This is a genomic window from Frankia alni ACN14a (assembly GCF_000058485.1).
Taxonomy (GTDB): Bacteria; Actinomycetota; Actinomycetes; order Frankiales; family Frankiaceae; genus Frankia; species Frankia alni.
The window spans coordinates 4,229,305-4,243,255 of record NC_008278.1 but is presented as its reverse complement, the minus strand read 5'-3'; the positions used below and the strand labels follow the sequence as shown (position 1 = coordinate 4,243,255).

Below are 13,951 nucleotides of genomic sequence, written 5' to 3'. Positions count from 1 at the left end.
CCGCCAGATGCTTGCACACCGACTGGCGGGGTCACGTCCGGCCAGGGTGGCACGGCGTGGCAGGTGTCCGGTGGGTTCGTTGTGGAGAGGAACTGATCCGTGCGATCTTTCCTCGGCCTGGGCGGCCGTCTCGTGGCGGCGGCGGGGCTGCTTGTGCTCATCCTGGCCGGCGCCGGTGCTCTTCTCGTCCACGGGCCTGGCCAGGTGCGGGGCTGGGACACCGACGCCGAGCGCTGGCTCGCCGAGCACCGCACCGGCGGGCTGGTCCGCCTCACCGCGGATGCGACCTACCTCGCCGACACCTGGACGGTCATCGCCGCGACGGCGGTGCTGGCGGCGGCCGCCGGGTGGTGGACGCGGCGCTGGTGGCTGCCGGCGGGGATCATCCTGCTCACCGCGGGGGAGACCGCCGTCTACGAGGCGTCCAACGCCCTCGTGGACCGGCCGCGCCCCGCGGTGCCGCGGCTCGACCCGGGGGATCCGCTGGCCAGCTTCCCGTCCGGGCACACCGCCGCCGCGGTCTGCCTGTATGGCGGCCTGGCCCTCGTGCTGCGCCGGCTCGCCGCGCACGGCCGCCCTGGCCGATCGGCCGCCTCCGGCGACGTCGGCCAGGGCGGTGTCGGCCAGGGCGGTGTCGGCCAGGGCGGTGTCGGCCAGGGCGGTGTCGGCCAGGGCGGTGTCGGTCGGGGCGCAGGTGGGGGCGGGGGGCAGCCGGCGTCGGCTCGGCCGTGGTGGGTCGGGGTCGTGCTGGTCGCGTCGGTGGTTGTCGCGGTGGCCGTGCCGGTGCTCGTCGGGTTCTGCCGGACCTACCGCGGCATGCACCATCCCAGCGACGTGATCGGCGGCGCCTTCCTTGGCGCGTGCTGGCTCGCGGCCGTGCATCGGGTGGTGCTGGCACGGGCGGGAGGTGTGCGCGAGCCTCGCCTGCCCGGGGGGACCAGCGCACGGGCGAAGGAGGTGGACCGGACCGCCGCCGGGGGCGCGGGCGCGGCGGACCGCGAACGGTCCCGGGCCGCGCATGCCGAACCCACGCGTGCCTCCGGTGGCTAGCCCGCATCCGGCGGCCCGGCGCGGTTCCGCGGAACCGCGGAACCGCGGGATCTTCAAGGTCGGACTCGGGCTGCACCTTCGCGTCAGGTGCGCTGCGGGCGGTGCTGCAGTGCGGTGCGGGCGGTGTCGGGCCGGTGGAGTGCCTGTCGGTGTCAGGCCGGCGTGGCCCTGACCGTGGGCGTCGCGGCGGGACCGGAGGCGGTGCCGAAGGCGTGCAGGAAGGTGTCGACCGCGGCGCGGGCGACGGCGTGCTGCTCGGCGGGGGAGATGACCCGGGTGCCGTAGCGGCAGCGGGCCTCCAGCGAACCGGTGAGCAGGGCGGCAAGCTGCTCGGCCGCGGCGGCCGGGTCGCCCGCGCGCAGGTGGCCGGCCAGGGCGAGGCGGGCCAGGCGGTCGGCGAGCGCCTCGGTGACCGGGTCCGATGCCCGGCCGGTGATGATGTCGAGCAGGTCGGGGAACTGGTTGATCTCCGCGTAGAGCAGGCGCCGCAGCGCCCAGCCGCGCTCGTCGCAGTAGCACGCGACGAGCTGGCTGCCGACGTCCTCCAGCGCCGCGCGCAGATCGCCGTCGTGGTCGCGTAGCCGGTCGACGGCCGCGAGGTTCTTCGCCATCGCCCGGTCCGCCTCGGCGGCGATAGCCGCGCGCAGCAGCGTCTGCTTGTCCCCGAAGTGGTTGTAGATCGTGTGTTTGGCGACGCGCGCCTCGGCCGCGATCGCGTCCAGCGTGGCCTGCGTGTACCCCTCGCGGGCGAAGACCACGAACGCGGTGGCGAGGATCGCGTTGCGCTTGTCGATCCGACCGCGCGCACCCGGCGGGGCGGGTGCGCCCGTGGCGGCGGGCGAACCGGCGGCGGCGTCCGATCCGGCGGCTGCGGCGGGCGTCGTCCCACTCATCACGACACCGTATCCCACCGGTCGCTCGGCTCTGCACCCGTCGGTGCACTCCAGCGACCCGGCTGGTTTCTCGGAACGATGCAGCCTGTTAGACTGCACCAGTCGGTGCAGATTGAGGGACTCGTGAGGTGAGCGATGGCGCAGGTGCAGGACGAAGGGCGGTTCGATCCCGTTCTGCGGCGGCTGATCACGGTCGTGCTCCTCGGCGGGATCATGGGCATCCTCGACGGATCGATGGTGGCCGTCGGGGTCGACACCCTGGCCGCGCGCTTCGACGCCGCGCTCAGCACGATCGGCTGGGTCTCCACCGGCTACCTGCTGGCGCTCACCGTCGCCATCCCCGTCACGACCTGGGCCGTCGACCGGTTCGGCGCCCGCCGGCTGTGGCTGGCCGGCCTCGTCGCCTTCCTGGCCGCCTCCGTCGCCTCGGGGCTGGCCTGGAACGTGAGCAGCCTGATCGTCTTCCGGGTCCTGCAGGGACTCGCCGCCGGCATCCTCGACCCGCTCGTGCTCACCCTGCTGGCCCGCGCCGCCGGCCCCCGTCGGGCGGGCCGGGTGATGGGGCTGATGGGCATGGTTCTCTCGGCCGGCCCGGTGCTCGGCCTCATCGTCGGCGGAGCCGTCCTGGCGCACCTGTCGTGGCGATGGATGTTCCTGATCAACCTGCCGATCGGAGCCGTCGCGCTGATCGGCGCGCTGCGGGTCATCCCGCGCGACGCGCCGGCGGGCGACCCGTCGGCGGGGGAGGTGGCGCGGACGCGGCTCGACGTGCTCGGGGTGGCGCTGGTGGGACCGGGCTTCGCCGCGGCGGTGCTGGCACTGTCCCAGGCGGCGGACCGCACGACCTTCGCCGCCTGGCAGGTGCTCGTCCCGCTGGCCGCCGCCGTCGCCCTGCTCGCCGGCTACGTCGGGCACGCCCTGCGCCCAGCCGACGCGCGGCGCCCGCCGCCGCTGATCGACGTCCGGCTGTTCACCAGCGGCGGCTTCTCGGCGAGTGTGACGATCATGATGCTGGTCGGGCTGGCGATGTTCGCGAACCTGTTCGTCCTACCGCTGTACTACCAGCAGCAGCACGGCCACGGCCCGCTCGCCTCCGGGCTGCTCGTCTCGCCGTTCGCGATCGCCGCGATCATCGCCATGCCGCAGTCCGGTCGGCTGTCCGACCGCCTCGGCGCCCGGCGGCTGGTCCGTGCCGGGGCACTCGTCGCCGCCGTCGGCGAGTTCGCGTTCACCCGGGTGGGCGCCCACACCGCCGAGGTCTGGCCGGCGCTCGCCGCGTTCGTCGTCGGACTGGGGTTGAGCTTCGTCGGCGCCCCGACGATGGGCTCGCTGTACCGCACGCTGCCGCCGGCCCTGGTGCCCCAGGGCAGCTCGGTGCTCTACATCCTCAACCAGCTCGGTGCGGCGATCGGCATCGCCGTGGTCACCCTCATCCTGGCCACGGTGGGCGACGGCAGCGGCGTCGACGGGTTCCACGGGGTCTACTGGTTCGCGCTGGGCACCGTCGTGATCATCCTGGCCGCCGGTCTGCTCCTGCCCGGCCGGCCGGAGCCGGCGGCACAACCGGTCGCCCCGCCGGAGCGTACGGCGGAGCTCCCCGTCTCGTGACCGCAAGCCGGGCCGCCGTCCGGGGGGCGCCGCAAAACGCCCGTCGGGCGCCCGGGCGGGTTGTCCGGCTCGGTGCGGGCACGCCGAGGTCATGACACCTGACCAGCACCGTCACGTCCGCTCGGGCCCGGCGCCGGCCGGCGCCGGCGGACCGGTACCCGCTTCCGTGGGGGCGGCGCATGCCCGCGCCGGTGCGCGATCCCGCGCCGCCGGCTCGCCCGTCGATCCCGATCCGGCCCGTACTCCCGGGCTCGAACCGGGCGGTGGCGTGCCGCCGGGGGAGACGCCGCCGGGCGAGGACTCCACCGGCGGGGCGGTCGGCGGCGACCAGCCCAACGCCGAGCCCGTCACGCCCAACCGCACCCCGATGATAATCGCGTTGATCGCGGTCGGGATGGTCGTCCTGCTCGTCGCGGCGTTCTTCCTGGCCGAGGCGGTCGTGCACGTGCACTGATCGTCGATCGGGTGGCCGTCGTCAGGGTGGCCGTCGTCAGGGTGGCCGTGGTCAGGGTGATGGCCGTCAGGGTGATGGTCGTTCGGGTTCCGCCGCGCCGTCGCGGCAGGTTTCCTCCGGCCGGCACCGTGCACACTCCTGGTGTACCGGAATCCCGACTTCCCGGTCGGGCCGGAACGGGCCCGAATGGCTCCGAAACGATCGGGCTGCCGACAATCCGGAAATAGCCGGTGACGGAGAAACGGCGAGAGGAGACCGCGATGGTCACGACGGTAGCCGAGATCATGACTCGTGATCCCGCCACGGTTCGGGCGGACGACACCGTGGACAAGGCCGCGCGGCTCATGCGTGAGATCGACGCGGGCGTGATCGTGGTGACGGAGAACGGTGGTGGTGCCGCCGGGGTGCTGACCGACCGGGACATCACGGTGCGGGTGGTGGCGGAGGACCGTGACCCGCACACCACACCGGTCCGCGACGTCGCCAGCGGCGACATCGAGACGGTGACCTCGAACACCCTGATCGACGACGCGGCCGAACTGATGCGGCTGCGTGCCGTGCGGCGGCTGCCGGTGGTGGACGACAACCGCATCGTCGGCGTCGTCAGCCTGGGCGACCTCGCCCGGGAGGGGGACAACGAGTCCGTGCTCGGACAGGTCAGCTCGATGCCCGCCAACCAGTGACGTCGGTCGGCGGGTGGCCGGCCGCCGCGGCCGACGCGGTCGGGGCCGCCGCGGCGTGAACGACGGGGTCGGGCCGTGGGCGAATGCCCCGGCTCGACCCCGTCGTGTGCCCCGTTCGGTGACCGGTCCCGGTCAGGACTTCCCGGACAGTTCCTTCGAGATTGCGTTCGGGCCGCTGTACTGCCGGTCCGGAATCTGCTCCAGAGTACGGACGATGGATTCGTCCGCGCCGTTCTCCTTTGCCTTCTTCACGATCGCCGAACGATCGGCCGGGTAGTCGACGCCCTTGAGGAACTTCTGCGCTTCGATTGCTGTGGTCATGCAGCCATGATGGCCCGCCGCCCGGCCGTCGAAACCTCGCCCGCATAATTCCACGGAATGTCACGTCGACGTTTCGGAAGTCGGCGACGGCAGGTGGCGGAGTCAGATGTAGAAGGCTTCGTTCACCACCTCGTCAGGAAGGTGGGCAAGAGCCGACAGCAGCTCTTTGACTCCTTGCGCTTCGGGTTCGAACTTCTCGGTGTCCACATTGATGCAGAGCAGTGCGATCAGACCGAACACCCGGTGGTAAATCGGTATGGTGGTGCTTCTCAGCCTTCGACCGTCCGGCAACTGCGTCTGGTACATGGTCGCCCGGGCACGCCGCGGGTTCACGATTCGGTCCAGTGCCACGTTGCTGGCCGGTGAACCCACCTGTCGTCCGGTGAACCCGTTCTGGACGGCGCAGACCGAACGAAGGGGGTCCCGGGTGTCGTGCAGGACGAACTCGATCGGCAGGCGCGCGAACATCGCACCGACGAGGTTGGTCAGGTTGATCAGCGGTTCGATGAGGTTGCGCTGCTGGGCCTGGGGCCCGTCCATCTGCGCCAGTTCCGCCGAGAACTCCTTCCTGACCTGCTGCACCAGTTCGACTGTGCCCGGGGAGATCTGCACCTCCGCGTGGTTCTGCGTCGCCAGGTAGTTGAGTTCCACGGCGCCGCGGACGTTCCGGTCGGCGATGACCCGCTGGCAGGCACGGCGCAGGTACTCGAGATCAAGCTCGACGGCGCGCCCGTCCCGCAGCCGCACCGGATACTCCTCCATGCTGGCCAGCGGCGTGCCCGTCAACAGGGCTTCGGTACTGGGATGCCACCTGTGTGTCTCCCCGGTCTGTCCCGGCTCGGCGCCGGGCGAGCCAGGGAACGGCGGCTTCGTCCTGGGCTTGGCCCGACCCGTCCGTGCGTACACGATCCACTGCAGCAGCAGACGGCTGGCTTCCGCCTCGTCCGCCACGTCGAACAGGTCGAAGGCCCTGATGCCGCCGAGCAGCCCGGGCAGGGGGTCGTCCGCGACCCTGATCGGCAGTAGCCTGCGCCTGAGCCCGAGGGGATCGGTTTGGTAGGCGAGCTCCCACTCCGGTTGCCCGTACGCGAACTTGATGTAGTTCTCCGACACCAGGGCAATCGTGCGTTCCGACCGGGCTCGGGCACGTTGCAGGAAGGTCGTCCACCTCGTTCCGGGCGCGAAGTCCCAGTCCTGCAACAGCACCCGGTAGCCCGCATCCTCAAGCTGCCAGGCGACCCATTCCGCCCAGGTGCGGTCGCTGGCGTGGTAGGAGACGAAGAAGTCGTACTCGGCCCGTCCCCCGGTGCCTTCCGGCTCCGGAACAGCCGCCCCCCGCGGGTTCGCGTCGTTCATGATTGTCAGCATGCCATCCGCGGCGTGGGCCGGATTCAACGCCCCCTGACCCGGCCGGCGGCCAATGGGGCGATGCAGCGCCGTTCGGTCCGCCTGAACCGCATTTCCCGCGAGAAACCTGTCGACTGACAATCAAAGGCCCGGTCCGCACCGCCGGCCGGACGGCTCGGCCCGTACCGGTGGCTCCTGCGTACCCGCGACGAGTTCGTCCACGGCGGTGAGGACGTCCGCCGAGGTGACGGCCAGCAGGCCGGACCCGGGCGCCGGGGCGAACGGGTCGTCGTGCCGGCCGGCCCACAGGGCACGGTGCCGGGGCCGGTCCGGCGGCGGTCCCCAGACCGCCGGCGGCACCGGACCGAACACGAGCACGGAGGGCGTGCCGTAGGCGGTGGCGAGATGCCCGACGCCGGTGTCGGCGGCGACCACGAGCCGGGCCGCGGCGACGAGAGCGCACAGGTCGAGCAGATCGGTGGCGCCGGCGAGCACGGCCGCGGGCCCGAGCCCGGCGCCGTGCGCCACCTGACGGGCGAGTGCCGCCTCGGCCGCCCCGCCCGTCACGATGACCCGATGCCCCCGATCGGCGAGGCCACGGGCCACCCGCGCCCACCGCTGGGCCGGCCAGCGCCGAGCCGGTGCCGCTCCACCCGGATGGACCACAGTGACATCCCGGTCCGCCCGACCCGACCGGTCGGGTCGGGCGAGCGCCAGGTCCGCCGGGTCGCAGGGCACGCCGTACGCGGCGAGCAGCCGGCACCACCGAACCACCTCACGCTCCTGCGGATCCCGGTCCGAGCGCGCTGCGCCGACCCTGCCTGTTCGGCCGGTCCCGTCGGCCCGGTCGAGCCTGGCGGCGCCGCCGATGGGCTCCCACCGTGGGCCCCGCGGCAGGTCGAACGCCCACAGGGCGTCCGGCCGGCAGGTACGCAGCGTGGCGGTGGACTGCGGGCCTCGGCCGTGCAGGTTGACGGCGAGCCGCGGGCGTTCGACGCGCACCGGTCCGAGCGGCGCGGTGTCGAGCACGGCGTCGACGCTCCCGGACAGCAGCGCCACCGGTTCCAGCCAGCGGGGGGCGGCCAGCACCATGTCCACGTCCGGCAGGGCTCGGCGCAGGCCGCGCATCGCGGGCAGACCGGTGAGCAGGTCGCCGAGGCCGAGCGCGCGCAGCACCACGACCGGCCCGCGCCCGGCGGGATCGGTGCTCACGGGTAGGACGTCTCCCAGGACGACGTCACCACCAGTTCCCGGATCTCGCAGCCGGGCGGCTGCGTCAGGGCGAACAGCACCGTGCGCGCGACGTCCTCGGGCCGGTTGAGTTTGGCGTCGGGCCCCGGCTTGTACTGCTCCTCGCGGTCGTCGAAGAAGGCGGTGGTCATCCCGCCGGGCACGAGCAGCGTCACGCCGAGCCGGCCCCGGAACTCCTCGGCCAGCGCCCGGGTGAACCCGACGACGCCGAACTTCGACGCGCAGTACGCCGACGCGTCGCCCGCGACCCGCAGGCCCAGGGTGGACGCGCAGGTCACGATGCGTCCGGCCGAGGCCTCCAGGTACGGCAGCGCCCCGCGGATCACCGCCGCCGTGCCGAGCAGGTTCACGCCGACGATGCGTTCCCAGCCGGCACCGTCCAGCGACCCGAACGGCGCCGGACGGTCGGTCCCCGCGGCGGTGAACACGCCGTCGAGTCGCCCGCCGGCCCGCTCGACGAGCCGGCGGGTGGCGAGCTCGGTGGCGCGGCCGTCGGCGAGGTCGACGATCGCGTGCTCGGCGGACGGGACCGGAAACCGGTCGAGGACGAGGGGCGTTCCCCCGGCGTCGCGCACGGCCGCAACGACCGCGGCCCCCAGCCCCGAGGCCCCGCCGGAGACGAGGACCGTCCCGACCTCGTCCGCGCGGCCGGCCGGGAAGCCCGGCGCCGCCTTCGTGGCCGTCGCCTCCGTGGCTGACGCGTTCGTCGTCGTCGGGTTCGTCGTCACGTGGTTCGTCGTCAGCTGGTTCGTCGTCGTTGTCGCGTCGAGGGTCACCTCAGGTGCCGCCACGGCGCACCGCCTCTCTGATCATCGATGTGGTGGATCGGCCGGCGAGGTAGGGCAGGATGACCGCCTGTCCCCGCCAGGACTCGACCACCGCGGCCTCCGGCAGGTCGCCGGCCGCGTAGTCGCCGCCCTTCGCGAACACGTCCGGGCGCAGCCGCGCCAGGATCGGCGCGGGCGTGTCGTCGTCGAACACGACGACCGCGTCGACGCTGCCCAGCGCCAACAGCACGGCCGCCCGATCGGCCTGGCTCACCAGCGGCCGGTCGGGGCCTTTCAGCCGGCGGACGGACAGGTCGCTGTTCAGGCAGACGACGAGGCAGTCGCCGAGGCGGCGGGCGGCGGCCAGAACGTTGACGTGACCGGCGTGCAGCAGGTCGAAGCAGCCGCCGGTGCTGACCACCACCCCACCGCGGGCGCGGGTGCGCCGCACCACCTCCAGGGCCGCCGCCATCCCGATCCCGGTGCCGGTGCCGGTGCCGCCATGGCCGGCGCCGGTCCCGCCGTGCTCGCCGGTCCCGCCGTGGCCACGGGTGCCGCCGTGACCGCCGCCGGGCTGGTCGGTGGCGTGCTCGCCGGTGTGGCGTCCCGGCTCGGGAGGAAGCGCCGACACGCCACCGGCGGCGAGGAAGGCACCGGCCGCCCGGGTCGCCGCGACGACCGCCTCCGACGGCAGCGCCCCCGCGCCCAGCAGGGCCGCGGCGCTCGCCGCGAAGCGGTCGCCCGCGCCGCACGGATCGGCGTCGACGGGCTCGGCGGGCGCGACCAGGGGAGGACCGGCCTCGGGACCGACCAGCACCGCGCCGCGTTCACCCAGTGTGATCGCCGCGGCGCCGGCGCCCCAGCGGGTCACCAGTCGGCGTCCGCGGTCGGTGGCCTCGGCGATGGGATCGCGCCGCGCCGGGGTGCCGGCGGTGAATCCGCGGGCCTCGGCGAGGTTCGGGGTGACCAGCGTCGCGCCGCGGCACGGTTCGCCGCCGCGCGGATGCGGATCCCAGACGAGCGGCACCCCACCCGGGCGGCTCGCGAGGGCGACCGTCACCGAACGTTCGTGCGTCAGCCCGCGGCCGTAGTCGCTGACGAGAATGCCCCGAGCGGCGGCCAGGGCCCGCCGACCCTCCTCGGGCAGGCCGCCGCGGACCGGAGTCCCGCTACCGCCGCTGCCGCTGCCGCCGCTGCCGCGATCGAGCCGAAGCAGGGTGGTCGCGCCCGCGCGCAGCCGGATCTTCTGTGGGGTCGGGCCGGTCAGGCCGAGGTCGACCACGGCGATCCCGGCGTCGGCGAGCAGGGCGGCGAGCCGCCGGCCGGCGTCGTCACCGGCCAGCGCGGTGACGAGGACGACGTCGGCGCCGTCGCCCGCGGCCAGCAGCGCGGCGAGCCCCGCCCCACCCGGCCGGGCGGTGTCGGCGATCTCGTCGAGGACGGGCACCGGCGCGTCGGGAGCCAGCCGTTCCACCCGACCGGCGACGTCCCGGTCCAGCAACGCGTCGCCGACGATCACCAGCGGGCCGGACCGCGCCCGGCCCGACGCCCGCGTCGCCCGCACGCGGACGGAGCGATCCGACCCGGCGCCGGTGTCGTCGGCGGGCGCCGCCGGCTCGTCCCCGGTCGTGGACGCGCCGGCAGGGGCGACGCCGAGCGCCGCGTCGCAGGCTGCGCAGAGCAGGTGCACGGCGACGAGGTGGGTCTCCTGCACGGTGGCCGTGGACGTCGTTGCGCCGCCGGCGCCGCCGCGGCCGCGGCGGCCAGGGGCGATTCCCCCGCGGGCCGGCCGGTTCGTGCCGGGGGAGGCGGAGCCGACCGCGACGACCTCGTCGCAGGCGGCCGCGAGCGGGCTGTCGGCCGCCCCGACCAGCCCCCACGTGGCCATGCCCAGCTCGTGGGCGGCCCGGGCGGCGTGCAGCAGGTTGGTGCTGCGGCCCGAGGTGGACAGCAGGATCAGCACGTCTCCCGGCCGGCCGTGGGCGCGGACCTGGCGGGCGAACACGGCGTCGTAGCCGTAGTCGTTGCCGATCGCGGTGAGGGCGGAGGTGTCGGCGTGCAGGGCGATCGCGGACATCGGCGGCCGGTCGTCGCGGAAGCGGCCGACGAGCTCGGCGGTCAGGTGCTGCGCCTCGGCGGCCGATCCGCCGTTGCCCGCGGCGAGCAGCCGTCCGCCCGCGGCCAGGACGGCGGCCAGGCGTCCGCCCCAGGCGGTGAGCCGGACGACGTCGACGTCGTCCAGTGCCCGGTGCAGTGCGGCGAGATGCTCGTGCCCCGTCGGCAGCGCGCTCACCGTCACACCCCCGCAGGCAGGTCGGGGGCGCTCAGGCGCGCCGGGCCACGAGCGGCCAGCCGTTCGTAGCTGGCGAGGGTGAGCGCCGCGACCCGGTCCCAGGAGAACAGGGAGCGGGCCCGTCGGGCGCCCTGCGCGCCGAGTTCGAGCCGCCACCCCGGATCGTCGATCAGCTCGGCGAGGGCTTCGGCGATGCGTTCCGGGCAGCGCGGCGGGACGTGCAGCCCGGTCATGCCGTCCACGACCGTGTCGACGAGGCCGCCGACGGCGGAGGCGACGACGGGCACCCCGCAGGCCATGGCCTCCAACGGGACGATGCCGAACGGCTCGTACCAGGGCACACAGGTCACGATGTCCGCCTCCCGGTACAGCGCCGGCAGCGCGTCGTGGTCGACCCGGCCGAGGAAACGCACCCGGTCGGCCACGCCCAGCTCCGCGGCGAGCCGGCGCAACCGGCCCACCTCCGCGTCGCTGTCGATGCCCGCCGGATCCGGCCCGCCGGCGACGACGAGCTCGGCCCGCGGCAGGAGCGGCAGGCTGCTGATCACGTTGCCGACGCCCTTGCGTTCCACCAGCCGACCGACCGACAGCAGCCGCACGCGATCGGCTCGACCGCGCGTGGGGAACGCGGGGCCTTTGGTGGGGGACGCTGGGCCTTCGGTGGGGGACGCTGGGCCTTCGGTGGTGAACAGGGACAGGTCGACTCCGCAGGGCACGACGCTGATCCGCCGCCGCGGCGCGCCCATCCGGACGAGCTCGAAGACCTCGTCGGTGCAGGTGGCGACGAGCTGGTCGACGTCGGCGACGAGCCGGCGTTCCAGCGGGATGCGCGCCGGCGGCGAGGTGTCCTTGCGTCCCTGATGACGGCGCTTGACCACCCCGAGGGCGTGCATGGTGAGCACGACGGGGACGCCGAGCGGGCGGGCGGCGCGCAGGGCGGCGAGCCCCGACATCCAGAAGTGCGCGTGGACGATGTCCGGACGCCGGCACCGCCACTGCCGGTGCAGCTCGGCGGCGAAGCCGTCCATGTAGGGCAGCAGCTCGTCCTTGGGCACGTAGCACGCCGGTCCGGCGGGGACATGGTCGATCCGCACGCCGGCGCCGTGGCGCACGTACCGGGGCAGCTCGGGATCGTCCCGTCGGGTGTGCACGGTGACCTCGACGCCGCGGCGGGCCAGCGCCGTGGCAAGGGCGGCCACGTGCACGTTCTGCCCGCCCGCGTCGACCCCGCCGAGGGCGGCGAGCGGGCTGGCGTGCTCGGAGACCATCGAGACGTTCATCGGGATGCCTCCAGGGCGTCCGGGCTGGTCGGGCCGACGGCCACGGTCGGTCCGGCCGGCGGGGCGGCGGTGGCAGGTGCGAACGAGGGCGCGGTGGCGGTCGAGTGGGCGGTGACTGTCGAGTGGGCGGTGACGGTTGAGGGAGCGGGGGCGGTTGAGGGAGCGGGGGCGAGGAGGGTCTCGACGGCGGCGACGACGTCGCCCGGCTCGACCCGGCTCAGGCAGGGGTGGCCGGGCACCGGGCAGTCCCGGGCACGGCAGCCGGCGCAGCCGAGGCCCTGCTCGCCGAGCAGCACCAGGCGCGGGGTGTGGGGGGCCCAGCGTTCCGCCGGCACGGTGGGGGCGAACAGGGACACGACCGGCGTGGCCACGGCCGCCGCGAGATGCGCCGGTCCGGTGTTGCCGACGACGACGGCCCCGGCCCGTTCCAGCACGCCGGCGAGGGCCGCGAGGTCGGTGCGCCCGCCGAGGTCCCGTACGCCCGCCAGCCCGCCGGCGACGGCGGCGGTCAGCGGTGTCTCCCGGGGTCCGCCGGTCACGACGACCCGGTGGCCGCGCCCGACCAGGTGGCGGGCGACGGCGGCGAAGCCAGCCACGTGCCAGCGCCGCGCGGAGACGGAGGCCCCCGGGTGCAGCACGACGTAGGGCCGGGCGCCCGCCGGCACCGCGCCGACCATCGGCATCGCGCCGTCCGCCGGCATCGCGCCGTCCGCCGGCATCGCGCCGACTGCCGGCCCCGGGCCGATCAGCGGCGTCGGATCGGGCAGCGGCCGGCGCAGCGCCAGCATGCCGTCGTCGCCGACGGGCAGCGGGTAACCCAGCGCCGCCGCTGTCGACAGCGCGCGCGTCACCTCGTGCAGACCGCGCTCGGGTAGCCGGTGACGGACATCGAGCAGCGTGCCGGGATAGTCCTCGCACGCCGCGGCGATGCGCGGCACCCCGGCCAGGCGCAGCAGCAGCGCGACCGGCAGCGGGCTCTGATGGAACGAGGTGAGGATCAGCGCCTCGTCGTGGCGGCCGGCCGCGAGCCGGTCGACGAGGCCGTCGACGTCGTCGCGGCGCACCGGCGGCGGCGTCGCGTCGATCCACGGGCAGCGCCAGACGATCGTCTCGTCGACGCCGGGCAGCAGGCCGGCGGCCGACCGACCGCGGGGGCCGACGAGCAGCGTGACGTGCGCGGCCCGCGCGGCCACCGCCCGGATCGCCGGCCCGGAGAGCAGGACGTCGCCGTCACTGTCGAGGCGGACGACGAGCACCCGCGCGCTCACGACCGCCCCGAGCGCGCCGCCGGACCCACCCGCGCCACTCGCGTCGCCGGGTCGTCTCCGAGCAGCCGGTCGACGGCGGTGAGCAGGTCGGGGGCGACCTCGACGGCCGCGGCGACCTCGACGGCGCGGGTCACCGGTGTCGGCACGAGCACGCCGCGCATGGCGGCGGCCGCGGCGGCGGCCATGTCGGAGCCGATGTCCCCGACGAACGCACAGGATCCGGGGTGCACACCCAGCCGGTCGGCGGCGGCGAGCAGCAGCGCGGGTGCGGGCTTGCGGCAGGGGCAGCCGGCGTCCGGCGCGTGCGGGCAGACCAGGATCGGGCCGAGGCCGCCGAGCAGCGCGTCGAGCCGGCGGTTGACCGCGTCGACCTGGCGGCCGGTCACCAGGCCCCGCCCGATGCCGCTCTGGTTCGACACGACGGCCGTCGCCACGCCGGCCGCGCGCAGCCGCCACAGCGCCGCCGGGGCCGTCGCGACGGGCTCCACCCGGTCGGGATCGCCGTTGTAGGGCACGTCCACGCACAACGTCCCATCCCGATCGAACAGCACCGCCCGCACCTGGTTGGGCACATATCGTCCGTCCACTCGCGGTGAGTCGTCCGAGTTGAGCACGGGATCGGTCTGTCCAGTCACGCAGACAGGACTGCCCTGGCGAACGCCGCCAAAACTACTACTCTGAGTAATCAAATGAGGCTGGAGGGTTGCGTGACCGGTCGAGGGATGTCGGATGCCAC

Annotated in this window: 13 protein-coding genes; 4 read left to right on the top strand and 9 right to left on the bottom strand. The window is 74.7% G+C overall.

Annotation, left to right across the window (positions count from 1 at the left end; all coding sequences use genetic code 11):
• The first annotated feature begins 99 nt into the window (after positions 1-99).
• Complete coding sequence (locus FRAAL_RS17285) at positions 100-1,050, top strand: phosphatase PAP2 family protein (protein WP_041939419.1); 951 nt, start codon at positions 100-102, stop codon at positions 1,048-1,050.
• A gap of 152 nt (positions 1,051-1,202) precedes the next feature.
• On the opposite strand, the gene FRAAL_RS17280 is transcribed toward FRAAL_RS17285, so the two are convergent.
• Complete coding sequence (locus FRAAL_RS17280; RefSeq protein ID WP_011605078.1) at positions 1,203-1,943, bottom strand: TetR/AcrR family transcriptional regulator; 741 nt, start codon at positions 1,941-1,943, stop codon at positions 1,203-1,205.
• Between the two features lie 135 nt (positions 1,944-2,078).
• Here FRAAL_RS17280 and FRAAL_RS17275 point away from each other — a divergent pair, with 135 nt between their 5' ends.
• The 3 genes from FRAAL_RS17275 (at position 2,079) to FRAAL_RS17265 (ending at position 4,688) form a co-directional block, all read left to right on the top strand.
• Positions 2,079-3,551: a DHA2 family efflux MFS transporter permease subunit gene (locus tag FRAAL_RS17275; RefSeq protein ID WP_011605077.1), complete on the top strand. Its 1,473-nt coding sequence runs from the start codon at positions 2,079-2,081 to the stop codon at positions 3,549-3,551.
• A 91-nt stretch (positions 3,552-3,642) separates the two neighbouring features.
• The gene (locus tag FRAAL_RS17270) at positions 3,643-4,005 is read left to right on the top strand and encodes a DUF6480 family protein (RefSeq protein ID WP_231861055.1); all 363 of its coding nucleotides are present in this window, start codon (positions 3,643-3,645) and stop codon (positions 4,003-4,005) included.
• A gap of 260 nt (positions 4,006-4,265) precedes the next feature.
• Positions 4,266-4,688 (top strand): CBS domain-containing protein, encoded by a 423-nt coding sequence (locus FRAAL_RS17265; RefSeq protein WP_041940664.1) that lies wholly within the window; start codon positions 4,266-4,268, stop codon positions 4,686-4,688.
• 132 nt (positions 4,689-4,820) lie between these two features.
• On the opposite strand, the gene FRAAL_RS17260 is transcribed toward FRAAL_RS17265, so the two are convergent.
• The 8 genes from FRAAL_RS17260 to FRAAL_RS17225 all read right to left on the bottom strand — a co-directional run bounded on the left by FRAAL_RS17260 (position 4,821) and on the right by FRAAL_RS17225 (position 13,850).
• Positions 4,821-5,009, bottom strand: coding sequence for a DUF2795 domain-containing protein (locus FRAAL_RS17260; RefSeq protein WP_011605074.1), 189 nt, complete (start codon positions 5,007-5,009; stop codon positions 4,821-4,823).
• Positions 5,010-5,111: 102 nt separating this feature from the next.
• Positions 5,112-6,497, bottom strand: coding sequence for a TIR domain-containing protein (locus FRAAL_RS17255; protein ID WP_011605073.1), 1,386 nt, complete (start codon positions 6,495-6,497; stop codon positions 5,112-5,114).
• The gene (locus tag FRAAL_RS17250; protein ID WP_011605072.1) at positions 6,498-7,568 is read right to left on the bottom strand and encodes a glycosyltransferase family 9 protein; all 1,071 of its coding nucleotides are present in this window, start codon (positions 7,566-7,568) and stop codon (positions 6,498-6,500) included.
• Entirely contained in the window at positions 7,565-8,398 is an 834-nt protein-coding gene (locus FRAAL_RS17245) for an SDR family oxidoreductase (RefSeq protein WP_231861054.1), read from the bottom strand. Before FRAAL_RS17245 ends, FRAAL_RS17250 begins: the two co-directional genes overlap by 4 nt.
• The gene (locus tag FRAAL_RS17240; protein ID WP_011605070.1) at positions 8,385-10,667 is read right to left on the bottom strand and encodes a PfkB family carbohydrate kinase; all 2,283 of its coding nucleotides are present in this window, start codon (positions 10,665-10,667) and stop codon (positions 8,385-8,387) included. The genes FRAAL_RS17245 and FRAAL_RS17240 overlap by 14 nt, the downstream gene beginning before the upstream one ends.
• Positions 10,668-10,669: 2 nt before the next feature.
• Entirely contained in the window at positions 10,670-11,947 is a 1,278-nt protein-coding gene (locus FRAAL_RS17235; RefSeq protein ID WP_041939418.1) for a glycosyltransferase, read from the bottom strand.
• Entirely contained in the window at positions 11,944-13,215 is a 1,272-nt protein-coding gene (locus tag FRAAL_RS17230) for a glycosyltransferase family 9 protein (RefSeq protein ID WP_011605068.1), read from the bottom strand. The genes FRAAL_RS17235 and FRAAL_RS17230 overlap by 4 nt, the downstream gene beginning before the upstream one ends.
• On the bottom strand, positions 13,212-13,850 hold the full coding sequence (locus FRAAL_RS17225; protein WP_041939417.1) for an HAD-IIIA family hydrolase: 639 nt from the start codon (positions 13,848-13,850) through the stop codon (positions 13,212-13,214). The genes FRAAL_RS17230 and FRAAL_RS17225 overlap by 4 nt, the downstream gene beginning before the upstream one ends.
• Positions 13,851-13,951: the final 101 nt, after the last annotated feature.